The sequence below is a fragment of the Streptomyces sp. NPDC093795 genome, from assembly GCF_044764665.1.
Lineage (GTDB): Bacteria > Actinomycetota > Actinomycetes > Streptomycetales > Streptomycetaceae > Streptomyces.
In genome coordinates this window covers 233,535-251,404 of sequence record NZ_JBIWIO010000008.1, presented here as the reverse complement: position 1 = coordinate 251,404, position 17,870 = coordinate 233,535, and the positions used below count along the sequence as shown (strand labels likewise).

Here is a 17,870-nt window from a genome sequence, read left to right as displayed (position 1 = left end):
ATGTCACCAGGGTTGACTTGGCGTCAGAAGGCTGGTTAGAAAGCCCCCTGCGACTCCGCGAGCTCGCGTTTTTCTGCTTCTCGCGGTCATCTCGCATTGCTTCAAGCCGGGCGGAAACATTCGCTGCGGCTCGTTCGGCGTGCCCATTTCGCGTACAGCGGCGCGGGTATGCCGATACCGAAAGGTATCGTGGTGAAATTTCCACGCAGGAGATTCATCTCCTGTCTGGTCGTGTCGGCGGTGGCGGGCACGCTACTGCCCCAGGTCGCCTATGCGGCCCCACCTTCGTCGCCCGCGGGTGACGACACCAGTGTCTTCGACACCGTCGCGGGATGGTTCCAGGACGACGGCGAGGAGGCGAAGAAGCCCCCGGTCGGCGGGGCGCTGGAGATACCCAGCCGGGAGAAGCTGCCCAAGGGCGAGAAGCTCCCGAAGGCGAAGCGGGTCAAGGAGCTGACGGACAAGCGCACCTCGCAGGCGCGCTACTGGCAGCTCTCGGACGGCCGGATCGAGGCCGAGCTGACGGCGGTGCCGACCTCGTACCGGTCCGGGACGTCCTGGAAGCCGGTCGAGACCACCGTGCGCGCCACCCGCGACAAGGGCTTCGACTTCGCCAACACGGCGAACGCCGGCAAGAGCTGGTTCGGCTCCGACGCGAAGAAGTTCATGCGCTTCGAGGCGGAGAGCGGCGGGGCGGTCACCTTCGGTCTGGCCGGCGCCGGCACGCTCAAGCCGGAGGCGAACGGCGACCGGGTCCTCTACAAGGACGCCGTCTCCGGCGCGGACCTGTCGTACCGGATCGGGAACGGCCAGGTGAAGGAGGACATCGTCCTCACCGAACGCCCGGCCGGGCCGGTGTCGTTCACCTTCACCCTGGACACCGAGGGCGGTCTGACGCCGCAGACCCGCAAGGACGGCTCGATCGCCTTCTTCGGCGAGGCCCCGGGCACGCCGGTGATGGTGATCCCGGCTCCGTACATGACGGACGCCAAGAAGGATCCGCAGTCGGTCACGGGCGGCACGTACAGCACCCAGGTCACCCAGAAGCTGAGCCGTGACACGGACGGCAAGGGCTGGAAGCTGACCGTCACCCCGGACGCCAAGTGGCTCGCGGCGAAGGAGCGCCAGTACCCGGTCGTCATCGACCCGACGATCACGATCACCCCGATCGCCTCGGCCTCCGAGGACACGATGGTCCTGTCGGACCAGCCGGCGGTGAACTTCAACAACACCTGGAAGCTGTCGGTCGGCAAGACGGACACCGGCATCGCCCGTTCCCTGATCAAGTTCCCGCTGAGCGAGATCCCGGCGGGAGTGAAGGTCGACGCGGCCCGGCTGAGTCTGTACTACGACCAGTCACACACCACCAACGGCAATGCCGTCGCTCTTGAGGCGCGCCGGGCCACCGGGGCGTGGAGCGAGGCGGGTGCGACGCCCGCGACCTGGTCCAACACCAGCGCGCTTGTGGGTGAACTGTCCGGCACCACCGTGTCCCTGGACGACGGTGACGCCGGTACGGCGGCGGTCGGCGAGTGGCCGCGCGGCACGACCACGGGCGGTGCGGCGACCAACGACGACTACGCCTCCAACAAGAACGCGCTCACGGGCGAGTCGTACGCCTGGCAGCCGAGGGTCCCGGAGACCGACACCTACCGGGTGGACGTGCACTATCCGGCGGCGTCGGACGCGGCCACGGCCGCCCCGTACACGGTCACCCACAACGGCGGCACCAAGAACTACACGGTCAACCAGACCGGCACCGGCGGCGTCTGGAAGACCCTGGACGCGGCGGAGCTGAGCTTCGCCAAGGGCACCGCCGGCAAGATCGTCCTGGGTGACACGGGCTCGGCCACGACCCGTACGCTGGCCGACTCGGTGCGGCTCGTGAACCCCGCCGAGATCACCAAGGTGGCCTGGGACTACAACAAGTGGCACGACTTCCCGGTCGCCGACACGGTCCAGAAGTGGGTCTCCGGTACGGCCGTCAATCACGGCTTCGTGCTCAAGGCCAAGGACGAGACGGCCACCGCCCCGCAGGGCGGCCCGCGCTACGAGGCCGCCGACGGCAACGCCTACGGCGGCGAGACGTCCACCTACCCGCGCCTGACGGTGACCTACGGGGCCGTCGGCACCTCGCTGAACTCGCCGACCGTGGTCCACTCCACCGGTCCGGAGCTCTCGTGGCCGGCGTACGCCAACGGCAGCGGTGACACCGGTCTGGACATCGTGGAATACCAGCTGCACCGCTCCACGCAGCAGGTCTTCACCCCGTCCGCCGCGACGCTGATCGCCCCGATCCCGACAGGCACCACGGCGTACACGGACACCACGGCGGTGCCGACTCCGGATTCCTCCTCCAGCGAGATCGGTAAGTCGTACTACTACCAGCTCGCGGTCAAGACGAAGAACGGTCAGCTCCTGGGGTCCCCGACCCGGATCGTGGGCATCCCCAAGGCCGGCCGGACGATGAGGATCATCCAGGCGGGCCAGGTCGACACCACGCTCTCCTCGCAGCAGCCGACCGTCAACCACGACGGCATGGTCTCCGGCAAGGCCCAGACGTGGCTGAGCGTCGGCAACAACTCCGGCACCTACGGCAAGACCCGCGCCGCCCTGAAGTTCCCCACCACATCCATCCCCACCACCGCCACGGTGCTGGAGAACAAGATGTACATGTGGGGCGCGGAGACCACCAGCACCACCAACGGCGCCATCTACGAACTCCATTCCCTGACCCGGGACTTCACCGAGACCCAGGCCACGTGGAACAACGCCAACTCCACCACCCCGTGGACCACCGCCGGCGGTGACTTCTCCGCCACCGTCTCCGACACCGTCCCGCAGATCACCGACGAGGTCGGCCGCCACTGGTGGGACGCCACCGGCCTCATGCAGTCCTGGGTCAAGACCCCCGCCACCAACAAGGGCGTCCTGGTCAAGCTGAAGGACGAGTCCACCACCGGCCCGCAGGAACGCACCCTGTTCCTGTCGTCCGAAGCCTCGGACCCGCAGCTGCGGCCGTACATGCAGGTCATCTACGTCGACGCGACCACCGAGGACACGTACTACGCGCCGACCACCCCGGCCCGGATGACGCCGAACTCGCAGTACACGGTGGAGTTCACGGTCACCAACACCACGGCGACGGCGTGGGCGGCCGGTGAGCGGCAGCTGTCGTACACCTGGAAGCTGCCCGACGGCACGGACGTGACGACGGGCGGCAACCAGCTGTCCACCGCGATCCCGGCCCTGCTGCCGGGCAAGTCCGCCACCATCCAGGCCAAGGTCGCCACCCCGATCAACTCGGACTCGGGCAACAAGCGCAACGAGTACGTGCTCGGCTGGGACGTCCGCAAGATCGCCGACGGCACCTGGCTCTCCGCCGGTACGGGCGGCATCCCGTCGCTGAAGCAGAACGTGGCGGTCGAGGACCCGACCTCCAACAGCCTCGGCCTGGAGAAGTTCTACAGCTACACCGGCAAGAACACCGGCGCCGGGTCCACGGTCATGAACAACCTGGCCTCCGGCAACAGCGTCTGGCAGTACAACGCCTTCAGCAACCCCGGACGCGGGCTCAGCACCTTCGCCAGGTTCGCGTACAACAGCCAGGACACCTCGGACACGGTCGCCGGCCACGGCTGGTCGATGCAGGCAGCGGGACCGATCCGGCTGGGTGCGCCGCTGGACTTCCACCCCAACCCGAACCCGACCGAGATCCGCCTCCCGGACGGCGACGGCACCACGCACGTCTTCCGCAAGCAGCCGGACGGCACGTGGAAGGCCCCGGCCGGCGTCCACTACAAGGTCACCATGAAGGCCGGCCTGGACTGCAAGCCGACCAAGGACCCGGTCCCCGACGCCTGGACGCTCACGCGCCCGGACGGCACCCGGTTCCTGTTCGGCTGCGACGGCTACATGACCTCGACGGTGGACAAGAACGGCAACACCCAGACGTTCACCTACGAAGAGCGCAAGTCCAACAACAAGCCGACCAAGTTCCTGCTCTACATCACGGACCCGGCCGGCCGCCAGACGCTCACCGTCGACTACTTCAAGAAGGGTGACGCGTCCTACGAGTACATCAACGACCTGGGCGCGAAGGTCACGGGCTCGAACCTGACCAACACCAAGATCTACGACCACGTGAAGTCCATGACGGACATCTCCGACCGCAAGATCTCCTTCTACTACACCGCCAAGGGCCTGCTCGGACAGATCACCGACGGCGCCGGCTCCACCCAGCCCAAGGACTTCAAGTTCACCTACGACGCCACCCAGGGGAACAAGAACGTCAAGCTGGTCAAGGCCACCGACCCGCGCGGCAACGCCACCTCCCTCGGGTACTACTTCCCGAAGGAGGGCGACGACCCGAAGTACCACTGGCGGACGCAGACGATCACCGACCGTCTGAACGGCGCCACGGGCTTCACGTACGCGGTGAACGCCGCGAACACGAAGTTCACGGACACGAAGGTCACCGACGCCGAGTCCCGTGCCACGGACTACGTGACGGACGACTTCGGCCGCCCGGTCCAGACGACCAACGCCAAGTCGCAGACCACGAAGATGTCGTGGGACGCCGACAACAACGTCACGTACGCGGAGGAGCCGAACGGCGCCAAGACCGCCTACTGCTACGACCAGAAGACCGGCTACATCCTCTGGTCGCGTGACGCCGAGCACAACAAGGCCGGCGTGCCCGCGGCCGCGGAATGCGCGCCCGGTTCCTACCCGGCCGACGCGGCCAAGTTCGAGTACCAGACCCGTCTCGACGGCTACTCCGCCGACCTGTGGCGCAAGATCTCACCCGAAGGACGCGCCTGGCAGTTCGGGTACGACGGCTTCGGTAATCTGAAGACGGTCACCGACCCCAAGGGCGTCGCCACCACGACGGCCGGTGACTACACCACGTCGTACGAGTACGACGCGTACGGTCAGCTGACCAAGTCGACCGACGCCAACGGCAACCCGACCACCAACAGCGACTTCGGCCCCACCGGTTACCCGGCCACCATCACCGACGCGCTGAACAAGTCCACGACGTTCGTCTACGACGCGCGCGGCCAGGTCACCGAAGTCGTCGACGCCCTCGGCAAGAGGACCACGCAGACGTACGACACCTTCGGTCGTCCGCTGGTCCGGGTGATCCCCAAGGACCAGGCGTCGGGCGACGTGATCACCACGACGGCGCCCCAGTACGACGCCAACGACAACGTCACGACGTCCACGGCGCCCAATGGGGCGGTCTCCTCGGCCGTCTACGACAAGGCGGACCAGATCGTCTCGGCCACCGGGCCGAAGGACACGGCCACCTCGGGCGAGCGGAAGTCGACCTACACCTACGACAAGGTCGGCAACCTCAGGACCACGACCGAGCCGAAGGGCGTCGCCACCACCGCCGACGCCACGGACTACGTCACGACGAACCATTATGACGAGATCTACCAGCTGACCTCCGTCGTCAATGCCGAGGGACACAAGGTCAGCTACGAGTACGACGACGTCGGCAACGCGACCAAGGTCATCGACCCGAAGAAGAACGCCACCGCCGACACGACCGACTACACCACCAAGACCACCTACGACCTGAACCACCGGGTCACGACGGTCACGGACGCCGCTGGCAAGACCACCAAGCGGACCTACGACAAGGACTCGCTGGTCACGTCGACGACGGACGCGGAGAACAACAGCACGCTCATCGGCTACGACGAGCGCGGCAAGCAGACCGAGGTCAAGGTCCCGCGCAGCGGTACCACGGACATCACCTACCGCACGACCCGGTACGAATACGACCAGGTCGGCAACACCATCAAGGTGATCACACCCCGGGCGGTCGAGGCCGGGACGACCACGGCGTTCACGTCCCGCACCGAGTACGACGCGCTGAACCGGCCCAAGCGGCAGTACCAGCCGTACGACCCGGCGGACACCCGCCACAATGACCCGAACGTCTACACCGAGACCGTGTACGACGAGGTAGGCCGGGTGGCGAAGACCACGATGCCGCCCTCGGAGGGGCAGACGGTCCGCAACACCGCGTCCTACGACTACTTCGACAACGGCTGGGTGAAGGGTTCCACCGACCCGTGGGACATCAGCACCACCTACGACTACAACGTCATGGGTCAGCAGACGGCCAGGACGCTGACGTCGGCCGGCGGTTCGTCGAACCGCACGATGACGTGGTCGTACTACCCCGACGGCAAGCTCAAGTCCCGTTCCGACGACGGTGTTCCCGTGGGCAAGGACGTGGTCCTGGTCGACAACTCCGACGCCCAGAACACCTCCTCCACGGGTACCTGGACGACAGGGGACCAGGCAGGCCAACACGGCTACGACCACCAGGTCCACGCCGCCGGCACGGGCACCGACTCCTTCACCTGGACCCTCAACATCCCGACGGCCGGCACCTACGCCGTCTACGTGAAGTACCCCGCGAACACGGGCGCGGCCGCGGACGCGAAGTACAAGGTCACGCACGCCGGTGGCAGCACGGACAAGACCATCGCCCAGAACAGCGGCGGCGGCACGTGGGTCTCGCTGGGCTCGTACGACTTCCAGCAGGGCAACGCCGCCGGACTGCGGCTGTTCCAGAGCCAGTCCGGTGCCGTCACGGCCGACGGCGTGAAGCTCGTCCGTGACAACTCCACCGAGACCGACCAGGAGAAGAGGACCTTCACCTACGCGTACGACGTCAACGGCAACCTCACGTCCATCGACGACACGTCGTCCGGTTCGCGGATCGACGCCTACACGGTCGCCTACACGAGCCTCAACCAGGTCCAGAAGGTGACGGAGGCGCTGGCGGGCACGGAGAAGAAGTCCACGTCGTACACGTACGACGCCAACGGCCAGTCGGAGACGGTCACCCACCCGAGTCAGTTCTCCGCGTACACGTACGACCTCAGGGAACTGGTCAAGACGGTCTCGGTGGGCAAGTCCGCGACGGACACCGACCCCAAGGTCACCTCGTACACGTACACCGACCGTGGCCAGAAGCTCAGGGAGACGAAGGCCAACGGCAACACCGTCGATCACACCTACTTCCTCGACGGCAGCCTGAAGTCGACGACGGAGAAGAAGACCGACGGCACCACCCTGGTCGCCTCGCACACCTACGCCTACGACGCCAACGGCAACAAGGCGCGGGACGTGGCGAAGAAGATGAACGCCGACGACCACGCGGCGTACCTCGACTCCGAGACCGCCTACACCTACGACCCGGCCAACCGGCTGACCAAGTCGGTGAAGACGGGCACCGGCGCCGGCACGGACACGTACGTCCACGACGACAACGCCAACGTCATCAGCCAGACGGTCAAGGGCACCACCACCAGCTACCGGTACGACCGCAACCGGCTGCTGACCGCGACGGTGTCCGGCGTCACGGCCGACTACAACTACGACCCGTTCGGGCGCCAGGAGTCGGTCACCTCCGGCGGCAAGGTCATCGAGCGGAGCGTGTACGACGGTTTCGACCACGTCGTGGAGTCCCAGAAGACGGACGACGCCGGCGTGTTGAAGTCGACGAAGTACACCTTCGACCCGCTCGACCGTACCGCTTCGAAGACGGCGGACGGCAAGACCACCGACTTCGAGTACCTCGGCCTCTCCGGCGAGGTCCTCGACGAGAAGGTCGCGGGCGAGCTGACCAAGTCGTACCAGTACAGCCCGTGGGGCGAGCGCCTGTCGCAGATCAAGCACAACGCCGACGGCACGACCGAGGACGGCTTCTACGGCTACAACGGCCACACCGACGTCGAGACCCTCACGGACAGCAGCGGCGACACCAAGGCCACGTACGGTTACACCGCCTACGGTTCCGAGGACGAGTCCGAGTTCACGGGCATCGACAAGCCGGACGCCAACGACCCCACAAAGGAGACGTACAACCCGTACCGCTACAACGCCAAGCGGTGGGACGCCCAGTCCGGCACCTATGACATGGGCTTCCGCGACTACAATCCAGGGCTCAACCGCTTCACCACCCGGGACATGTACAACGGCGCTCTGGCCGACATGAACCTCGGCGTGGACCCGTACACCGGAAACCGGTACGCCTTCACCGGGGGCAACCCCACCAGTTTCGTCGAGTTCGACGGCCACTTCTCCATCACGGACCTCGCGAAGGACGTCCTGAAGTTCGCCGGCAAGAGGAACCCGGTGGGTCTGGTCAGCTCCGTATCGGGTCTGCTGTTCGACTTCGACCCGGTCGGTGACCTCGTGGACACGGCGGTCGACGAGATCTTCGGAGACTCCGAGGCCCGTTGGTACCCAGCGAAGAACTACGACCAGGGCCGTTTCCTCACCCCCGACGGAGACGTGGAGGTGGATCCGAGCATCGGTTCCGGTGACCTCCCCCCGAACTGTCTCAACGGTGGGCAGACGTGGGTCTTCTACCAGCCTCTGGACGATCAGGGGCGTGCCACGGGCATGCACGCCTGCCTCAACAAGGGCGACTTCAACTACACGAAGGACAACGGAGACACCGCCTTCCCCGACAATGACGCCACCGCGATCTGGGGATCCAAGGCGCCCTTCCCCGTCGAGGACTACGGAGACAACCCGAAGGGCATGAAGAAGGGGATGCACAGGGGGCACCTCCTGGGGCGTCAACTGGGCGGTGACGGCGAGGACCGGAGGAACCTGGTCCCCCTTTACGCCCGGGTCAATACGCCTGAAATGCGGGACATCGAGTCCGAGATTGCCGAGCGCATTCAAGGGAATGAGACGATTCTGTACAGTGTGATTCCGCACTATGGAAACGGCGGAAACATTCCGACGAGTCTCACTCTGACCGCTGCCGGTAGCAAGGGGTATACACTGAACTACCCCTTGATCAACGAGCCGTAGCGGGAAGAGGGACGATGACCCTTTGGGTTGAGAGAATCGTCGCTGCCACGGGGTGGCAGCCGCGCGGGATCCAGCTTTCCTGGACTGTCGCGGAGGAAGCTCTGGGTGTCGAACTACCGGGCGACTTCAAGGAGTTGTGCGCCACCTTCGGCCGTGGAGAGTTCTCCGGATACGTCAGCATGCTGGCTTCCGCCGGAAGCGATTCCTCCGGAGTGGCCGGAAATCTGCGAAGGCTGCACAGCATCTTCGACCGGAGGCCGACCGCCCGCCGGCTTTACGAGCCCTACGGAGTCTATCCCGAGGGCAGGCTGATCCAATGGGCGGACACAGCCGATGAGGCGGAATTCCACTGGCTCGTCCAGTCGGACAATCCGGAATCGTGGAAGATCGTGGCGCGTCGGGCGACCGACGAGCCCTGGCACGAGCTGGAGATGTCGACATCGGAGTTCCTGTCCCGAGTCCTGACGGACGAGGAATTCGCTCCGTTCGGTATCGCCCGGCACGTTCCTGAGGCCTCGTTCGAGCCGTTGGAGGAATAGCTGTAAAGGCGAGTGCGATCAGTCTTCCGTCCGGGGACCGCCGCCAGGTCCGCGGCATGGAGGGGTACCGGAAGCTCAGTGGCACGTAGAGCTCGAGCCCATCGCGTGGCAGTGACGCGCCACGACCCAGCCCTCGTGGCGGAGCGCCGTCCTTCGGTGCTCCGCCACGAGGGCGCGTGCTTTTCATGGGCTTCACCCCGCCGGTCTTCGCGGAGATGGAGCGCGAAGCTTCCCGTCTGCGTCCGGAGGGAAGCCGACCCTCGGCTGCCGAGGCGAGGTCTACCGTCGAACGACCCGCTGGACCGCACCACGTCGAAGACGGCCGACGGCAAGACCACCCAGTGCACGTACCTCGGCCTGTCGGGCGAGGTGCTGAACGAGGAGGTCGCGGGCACGCTCACCAAGTCGTACCAGTACTCGCCGTGGGGCGAGCGGCTCTCCCGGATCAAGCACAACGGCGACGGGACGACGGAGGACGGCTTCTACGGCTACAACAGTCACACCGATGTCGACACGCTGACCGACAGGAACGGCGACACCAAGGCCACCTACGGCTACACCGCCTACGGCAGCAACGACACATCCGAATTCGCCGGCATCGACAAGCCCGACGTCGGCGACCCGACGAAGGAGGAGTACAACTCCTACCGCTACAACGCCAAGCGGTGGGACGCCCAGTCCGGCACCTACGACATGGGCTTCCGCGACTACGACCCGGGGCTCAACCGCTTCACCACCCGGGACATGTACAACGGCGCCCTCGCCGACATGGGGCTCGGCAGCGACCCCTTCACCGGCAACCGCTACGCCTTCACCGGCGGCAACCCGATCAGCAACGTCGAGATCGACGGGCACCTCGCCCTTCTCGCCGTCGTCGCCGTCGCCGCCGTCGTCGCAGCCGTGATCGTCGCCACCGACGAAGTGACCGCCGAGCAGCAGGGCCGGCCGAGCCTCGCGGACAGCATCGGGGACGCGCTGGTCTCCACCGCTCGTGGCATCAACGATGCGATCGACCGGGCCAGGCAGCCCAAGCCGAAGCCCAGGCCCGCGCCCGAGGACGAGGACGAGGACGAGGACAGCAGCAAGTGCGGGTCCGGCTGGGTCCAGTACGGCGACGTGGACAAGAAGAACGGCAGCCACGCCACCGGCATGACCTCCTGCCTCACCAAGGACTACGTGGACTCGCACTCTGGTTCGGAGACGGACACCCGGGTGTTCACGCCGCCGGGGTACCGGTGGGCACAGCGCACCGCCGGCTTCCTCGGGGCGCGCCCGATCCGGGAGAACATCAACGCCTGCCACCTCCTCGCCAACCAGCTGACCGGATCGGGCACGGACCCGCGGAATCTCGCCACGTGCGCCCGCGGAGCCAACGCCAAGCAGCTCGGGTCCCAGCAGGGCGACAACAACATGGCCAAGTACGAGGCGGACATCGCCGCGGCCGTGCAGGCGGGACAGGACGTCTACTACTCGGTGACCCCTCGCTACAGTGGCCGCCGGATTCGCCATCCACGCACAGGGGACGAACCCGGACGGGAGTGCTGGAATATCCATCAACACTTTCATTTCCAACACCCTGGCCGGCCGCAACCTCGGCATGTTCAACGACCCGGCCACCGGTCGGCAGGTACCGACGGGATCGATGGGATGACGCCGGCCGGAAGGACAAGGAGGCACCGCGATGACTGATCTGGAGACGCTGCGGCAGCTCATGCCGCCGAAGGCGGCACCCGACACGTCCGTCGACTGGGTCCGCATGGGCGAGTCGTGGGGTACGGAGTTCCCGCCCGACTACCGGGCGTTCATGGAGGTGTGGGGACCTGGAGCGATCGACGACTTCTTCCAGGTCCAGGTGCCCGAACCGAAGGCGGAGGAGCTGACGTCGCCCTACGGCGGCATGCTGGTGGAGACCCTCACCGCCGAGGACGCCTGGGCGAGCTTCGGAAAGGAGCCCGAACTCGAGGGGGCGCAGCCGCGGCTCATCGCCTGGGGTTCCGACGCGGCGGCGGACATCATCTGCTGGGACGCCTCCGGCGACGACCCGTCCGCGTGGCCAGTGCTCGTGTACCACCGGGGCAAGGGCCTCTGGCGGCGCCACGACTGCGGAATGGTCGAGTTCCTCGTCCGCGTCCTGCGGGCGGAGTTCCCCGCCAACCCCCTGAGTGACCTCTCCCTGTGGGGCAGGCATCCCGCGCTCCTCCTGAGCGAGAGCGAAGAGGAGCGCCTGCTGGAGCAGGGGCTCGACCCGTGGGCGACGTGACCACCCTCACCGGATCGGTCGGCTGACGACCCGACCGGACCACACCGCCGGGTACCGACAGGTGCCCGGCGGTGTCCCTTGCGGGCAACTACGGAGAGCGACGTCGGTCTTCGTCCCGGTCGGCGGCACTCCACACCTCCCGCCGAGCGGCGTCATGTTCCTTCCTGTAGCTGTGTGGATCACCCGCGCGGGACACCTCTGGGACTTTCCTGGGACTTTCGGCGGCATCAAGTGGCACGAAGGTGAAAGAAGGGAAAGGTCATCTTCGCAGGTCAGCTACCTCACGCCGCGAGTCTGTGCAGCTCATCGGGCTGCCGAGTCTTTTCCGGGACATCTGACCGGCACGGGGTCGTGCCCTTTAGGGGCAAGGGGCACGACCACTCAACATGCCATCTGACCTGGGGATACCTACCTTCACAGCACTCCACTGATCGCTGCTGTATTTCAGTACCTTGTGCAACGCACGTGCAAGATGATCTTGATTGATTGACGGTACGCCAGGGAAGCTTGAGCACCCGTCAGCCTTCACGGAGGGTTGTCGCCGAAGTGGCCTCGCAACGTCCGATGTCGGTCGTGTCACGCCGACCGCGTCTGGTCGACGAGGCGAACCGCCATCTGCCCGACCTCTCCGGCCTCGCGACGCAACCTGAGTCCGGCCGCGCATCAGAGTCTCCGGCTGACCACCAAGCCACGCAGAAGAGGACCCGCACCACGCGGGCGCGGGTCCTCTGTCGTAGACGGGTGCCGTGTCGCGGGCTGAGTTTGCGCCCACCTCGTGGGAGTACCCGCCGTGACGTCCGGGCCAGCGGGGTGTCGGGCCGCCCTACGATGAGCATCGTGACAAGCCTCCGCGCCCCAGGCTCTGGCCCTCAGCACCTAGCCGTGGGGACCGCCGAGAGCGGCCGACAGCTGACCGACTCCACCCGCCTGATGTATTCCGCCGACATGGCCGCCTTCACTGCCTGGTGCGCGAGCGTCGGTCGGCGGCCGCTGCCTGCTACCCCGGAGACTGTCACCGAGTACGTGGCGCACTTGACCGTAACCCCGTCGCCGCAGACCGGCCGCCCGCTCGCCCTCGGGTCCATCAATCGCATCCTGACCGCCGTCCGCGCTGCGCACAGGGCGGACGCTTTGCCCGCCCCTGAGACCGAGGGCGCCCGCAAGGTACTGTCCGGCTACCGTAAACGCCTGACCGCCGCCAAAGGCCGGGCCGAAGCCCGGGCCGCCCGCCCCCCTAGGGCCGGACCCTCCGCCCCGGATGCCTTGCGCGAGATGCTCGCCACCCTCGACCAGGACACGCTCATTGGGAAGCGGGACGCCGCGCTGCTGCTGCTTGGCTACGCGTGCACCGCCCACGTCTCCGAGCTGGTCTCGCTCGACCAGGCCGACGCGGTGGAGACCAACGCAGGGCTCCTGGTAACCCTCTACCGGCGCCCGCTCAAGCGGCACGAGAAAGTGGCTGTGCCCTATGGCCCCACCCCCGCCACCTGCCCTGTGTGGGCCGTCCGCGCGCTGCTCGCCGCGCTGAACGCCAAGGGGCGCACCGATGGGCCGCTGTTCGTCCGTATCGATAGGCACGACCGCATCACCCCTCCAATGACCCATCACGCCCTGAGTGTCAGGGCGCCGTCCGGCCGCGTCACCCCTACCGTCGCGGCCGCCACCGTCACCCGCGCTGCCATGCTCGCCGGCTTCGAGGGGCAGTGGACTGGCCACTCCTTACGCCGCGGGTTCGACACCGCCGCCCGCCGCGCCAGCCGAGAGACGTAGTCGGCGGCCTTCTCGGCGGCCTCGCGGTTCCGGCTCTGCCACGGGTGGAAGGCTTCGCGCTCGCTGCTGACGAGCTGGCCAGGGAGCGTGATGAGCATGGACGGGACCAGCTGACCGGGCCCCGGTCGGTCTCGAGGGCGACGCGGCGGCCTCCAGGAGCGCATCAAGCCGGTCGCAGGACGCATACCCTGCCGTTCATGGCCAGCAAGATCCCGTGCGCGCGGCAGAAAAGGGGAGCGGCACCGGGCGACTTACGCTCCTACACGGTGTCGCCAGCGTCTCCGGTGACGGTTACCTGGGCTGACAGATCGACGGAGGTCCGGGCGGCGAAGTCGGCTCGCAAGACGACGCTGGCGTCGCGGCGGCGTGGGCTGGCGGTGCGTGCGATGCGCGAGGCCTCGATCGAGGGCAAGGTGTGGGTCAGCCGGGAAGAGGGCTCTAGCCCGGGGCAAGCCGGTACACCCTGACTGCGAGAAGAAGGCGCAGGGCTTCGGAGCGAAGCGCCGGGAGGCCAAGCAGCAGGAACGGGCTGCCAAGCCGCAGCGCCTGTCACGCGAGGCCGGCCAGGAGGTTTAGGGCCTCGCACATGTAGCGGTAGGTCGTGGCAACCCCGATGCGGAAGCCTGCTGCGAGGCGGGCGCAGGTGTCGCCGCAGCGCAGGCGTGCCAGGACGAGCAGGGCCTGCCGACCGCAGGACAGGCGACGTCACCGGGAGCCGATTTGGCGGCGGTGGCCTGCGAGGAGACCCGAGAGGTGGTGCAGGGTGCGGCTGAGCAGATCGATGCCGGACGGGTAGGCAAGCACGCGAAAGCTGACCGTGAACTGCGAATGCTTACGCTGCGGGGGTGAGGTTCTGCCTGAGCAGGGTTCTCGTTTCGAGCGGGATGACGTATCCGTGGTCGGGGTGCCGACGCAGTGGGCTGCGGTTGTACTCGACCTCGATGTAGCGGAAGACGTCGGCCCGGGCGGCCTCGCGGGTCTCCCAGGCGATGGTTCCGATCCCTGCTTTGAGGACGGCGAACCAGCTTTCCGCAGCAGCGTTATCGCAACAAGAGCCGATACGTCCCATCGACTGCCTCATGCGCAACTTTCCCATCTCGGAGCGGAATTCCTCGCTAACTGGCGGCAGGCGTCCTCGTGGCGGCGGTCCGGGAGTATTGGCCATGGGGGCTGGACCCAAAGGGGCAGCGGACGCGGTGCCGCCGAATCGGCGGACGGCCCGAGGGGGAGCCTTCTACGGGGTCCATGTGCCGCTGAACAGTGCCAATTCCAGTACGTCGGGAGCGAGCGGCCAGTGCGTGGACCCGGCCAGCTGGTCGGTAGCGCCGTGTGCCCATCTCAGGTACACGTCGTAGCGGTGCGGGGTCCACCCTCCGTCGCTCCACAGCCAGGCAGCAAGCTTCGCGGGTTCCTCAAGCCCGATCTTCTCCCCCAGTTGTGTCGTGTACGCGCGCAAGACACGAGCTATGCGCTGGTCGAGGATGAGCGGGCGCGGCCCCGGCGCATCCACTACGGCGCCGCCGGCGAAGTAGAGGAACTTGGTAAAGAACGCCGGTCCAAGGCCTGCGATCGCGCCGCTCAGCCTGCGGTAGCCCGCCACGGCTCCATCGGTCGCCAGCAGCGCAATAGCCTGTGCAAGCACCGCCTCAACCGGCGCTGGGCGCAGGATCTCACCCAGCCGGTGGGCCCCGTAGCCGATGTCACCCTGTCCCCAGACGTAGCTGGCGACGAGTGTCTCGGTCCAGCTCGCCGTTGCTGCCCCAGTCCGGGCCACCGCCAGCACCTGCGCCCGGCTCAGCAAAGTTGGCTTACGTCCGACTTGCTCAGCCAACCCCGAGGGCCACGGCCGGATGCCGGCCCAGGCCCCCGGGATGTAGCCAACGGCGTGCTCGCCGGTCCCGTCCGCGTACGGCGCCCCGTCTCCGGCCAGCCAGGCTCCCAGCTTTCCCACTGCATCCGAAGGAAGTGGACGCTCAAGCATCCGCGCGTCCAGTTCCCCGGCACCCTCTCGCCACCCCATCCGAACCCTCTCCTTTGGTTCCACCAGTTCGCCGTGACAGCAGGCATCACCAGTTCGTGGCGGATTCTGTCCCGAGGAAGTGCACCCCGCACAAGTGCGGGACGGTTCAGCTGGTCTTGCGGGCGGAAAGTGGGCTGGAACCAGGTACGGCCCGGATACCAGGAACGTTGTCAGCACGAAGTCTGGCGGCCACAGCGCCGGGACTGATCTCCCCAGCCTCGTACTGGCTCGTGGGGATCGCCACTATCTGGGAAACCGCCAGGACGCTCCCGACCGGGAGACCGGCGAAGGCCTCTCGCATGTGGCGGGCGACATCGCGCCGGGACCGGGGCATCTGAACCGTCGCCGGCCTATCGACGGGGGTAGCCTCCCTCGCCCCCAGCCGGGGTGCCGGGAAGCCTGCAACTGAGAAGGCGGGCGCGCCTCCATCCGGGCGTTGCCAGCGGCGGGAGAACGCCTCGGACAGATGGTCCGCCCGGGCCAGGATGGTCTCCTCGTCCCACTGAGCAGGCAGGGAACGGTTCAACGAAAGTGCACTGTGCACGAGGATGTCGGATCTCTTGCGCTCCCAGGGACCATTGGAAACCGATGTGTTCAGTCTGCCGGTCAGCAGTGTCAGGTTTCCCACGGTGTGGAGGAGGGACTGCCTGCGCTCATGAGCCTCGACGCTTCCGCGGCCTCCGCCTTCGGGGAGCGGCCAGTGTTCTTCCCAGGCCTGGGGCAGTAGGTGCTCGATCGTCAACTCCCCGTTGTGAACCTGTCGCTCGGTCCTGCCCGAATACAGCGAGTCCTCCAACTCGGCCAGCAGCAGCCGCATTCGGGTCCGCGTGAGTTGCTTGTACAACGGCTGGGACCGAAAGACCTCTCGGATATCGCGATCGCGGGGCCAGAACCCGGAGTCGGTTTCCTGCCGGAGCAGAAAGTCCGCCACGACCGACGGGTCGTCCTTCGCCTTCAGCTCCTTGAGCAGCTCCAGGAAGAGCCGGTTGTAGTTCTTCGTCGTCAGCCGGCAGACGGTGCGTCGCACCAGGTAGGAGTCCAGGGTGGCCACCGCCCCAGCCCGGTCGTCCTCGTCGAAACGGCTCACCAGCCACAGGATCACGGGCATCACGGTGTTGGCGTCCAGAACACCAACAGTGCGCAGAAAGCGGCCTTCCGGTGTCAGCGGCTGTTCCTCGGCCGTCAGCCGCCGGTAGGCACCTGCCCGCTCCACCAGGCGCCCCATCAGATTGACCAGGCCCATATCAGCGGCCTTGACGTACCTGCGAAAGGTCAGGAAGAGCTCGGGAGCCATCACCTCCTCGGCGAGTTCACCCGTCAGGTACTGCATGAGGAAGACGTCCAGGCGAGGACGCTTCAGCCTTCCCTGCCGCACCTCCTTGCGCCAGTCGGGCGTCTCCAGCTGCGCCCACAGGTCCCTGTACAGCTCCTCCACCGGGAGCCCTTGCTCCTCCGCCTGCTGGAAGACCAGGTTCTTGACCAGGTCGGAGGCCTGCAACGGGGTGCCTCGGTCATTCAGAGCCTCGAAGATGACCTGGGCGTTATCCTCGGGCTTGAGATCGATAACGACCAACTCGAACTTGTCACGAAGCACGCGCACCAAGGCATCAAAGCCCTTGTCCAGCCTGCTTTCGTAGTTCAACTCTTGTGCCCACTCGACCGTGCGGTTGCGAAAGAACCAGTACGCCTGGACGATCGCCGAGGCGCCCGGAGTGACGGGGAATGCGACGTCGACGGGCCGCCGGAGCCGACCGTCCATGACCATGCGGAACGAGTCACGGTCAATGTTGGTAGGCCACACCTTGTAGGCAGCATGCGGGTCGTCGGTCATGTCGTCGTCGTTGGCGGTCAGTTTGACGAGCGCACGTACGTACCTGTCCTGGACATCGAGCTCCCGTGCGACATCGCGGACCGCAGCAAGGAGAACCTGAAGTGTTGTCAGCCTCTGCTGTCCGTCGATGACCTGTCTGGCAGGCATCGACCCCGTGAGTGTCAGCAACTGATCCAGCACGACCGCACCAAGAAAGTGCGGATGAACTTCCTCATCCGCCATTCTTTGGTGGACCAGAGCGGTGACGTCCTCCCACAGCGGGCGCCAGTTCCGGTCCTCCGTCCAGACGTACGGCCTCTGGAAGACCGGCACGACGAGTCGCCGGTCCGGCCCGAACAAATCGCGCAGGGTCATCGATTTCGCTTCCACACTGTCCTCCAATAGGGGCTGGTACACGAGCCGAGTACCTGCCATTGAGGTCCTCTCGGCCGATTCAGGGACTAGCGTCAACCCCGCAACCAGTGGCCCGCCCGCTCCACCGACCTACGAAAGCTGCCCCTGAAGCCCACCGCGCACAACCGTGTCCGGCTCGAGATCGCGCAGATCACACGCAACCTCCCGGCCTGGATGGATGCCGACACTCGCGTTGACCAA

Annotated in this window: 8 protein-coding genes and 2 pseudogenes; 6 read left to right on the top strand and 4 right to left on the bottom strand. The window is 66.6% G+C overall.

Annotated features, from left to right (window positions below; translation table 11 throughout):
• The first annotated feature begins 168 nt into the window (after window positions 1-168).
• The 6 genes and pseudogenes from ACIRB7_RS22635 to ACIRB7_RS22610 all read left to right on the top strand — a co-directional run bounded on the left by ACIRB7_RS22635 (window position 169) and on the right by ACIRB7_RS22610 (window position 13,425).
• Window positions 169-8,856: a DNRLRE domain-containing protein gene (locus ACIRB7_RS22635; protein ID WP_403601484.1), complete on the top strand. Its 8,688-nt coding sequence runs from the start codon at window positions 169-171 to the stop codon at window positions 8,854-8,856.
• A 14-nt stretch (window positions 8,857-8,870) separates the two neighbouring features.
• Entirely contained in the window at window positions 8,871-9,395 is a 525-nt protein-coding gene (locus tag ACIRB7_RS22630; RefSeq protein ID WP_403601482.1) for an SMI1/KNR4 family protein, read from the top strand.
• 291 nt (window positions 9,396-9,686) lie between these two features.
• Window positions 9,687-10,253 (top strand): annotated as a pseudogene (locus ACIRB7_RS22625) (RHS repeat-associated core domain-containing protein); the annotation flags it as partial.
• A 291-nt stretch (window positions 10,254-10,544) separates the two neighbouring features.
• Window positions 10,545-11,084: a DNA/RNA non-specific endonuclease gene (locus ACIRB7_RS22620; RefSeq protein WP_403601839.1), complete on the top strand. Its 540-nt coding sequence runs from the start codon at window positions 10,545-10,547 to the stop codon at window positions 11,082-11,084.
• A complete protein-coding gene (locus tag ACIRB7_RS22615; protein ID WP_403601480.1) occupies window positions 11,077-11,655 on the top strand; it encodes a hypothetical protein in 579 nt (192 codons plus the stop codon). Before ACIRB7_RS22620 ends, ACIRB7_RS22615 begins: the two co-directional genes overlap by 8 nt.
• Window positions 11,656-12,537: 882 nt before the next feature.
• Window positions 12,538-13,425 (top strand): tyrosine-type recombinase/integrase, encoded by an 888-nt coding sequence (locus tag ACIRB7_RS22610; RefSeq protein WP_403601477.1) that lies wholly within the window; start codon window positions 12,538-12,540, stop codon window positions 13,423-13,425.
• Window positions 13,426-13,977: 552 nt separating this feature from the next.
• Here the strand turns inward: ACIRB7_RS22610 and ACIRB7_RS22605 are convergent.
• The 4 genes and pseudogenes from ACIRB7_RS22605 to ACIRB7_RS22590 all read right to left on the bottom strand — a co-directional run.
• Window positions 13,978-14,229, bottom strand: a pseudogene (locus tag ACIRB7_RS22605) (transposase family protein); the annotation flags it as partial.
• A 28-nt stretch (window positions 14,230-14,257) separates the two neighbouring features.
• On the bottom strand, window positions 14,258-14,494 hold the full coding sequence (locus ACIRB7_RS22600) for a hypothetical protein (protein WP_403601475.1): 237 nt from the start codon (window positions 14,492-14,494) through the stop codon (window positions 14,258-14,260).
• A gap of 165 nt (window positions 14,495-14,659) precedes the next feature.
• A complete protein-coding gene (locus ACIRB7_RS22595; protein WP_403601472.1) occupies window positions 14,660-15,445 on the bottom strand; it encodes a hypothetical protein in 786 nt (261 codons plus the stop codon).
• A gap of 106 nt (window positions 15,446-15,551) precedes the next feature.
• A complete protein-coding gene (locus ACIRB7_RS22590; RefSeq protein ID WP_403601470.1) occupies window positions 15,552-17,645 on the bottom strand; it encodes a DUF262 domain-containing protein in 2,094 nt (697 codons plus the stop codon).
• Window positions 17,646-17,870: the final 225 nt, after the last annotated feature.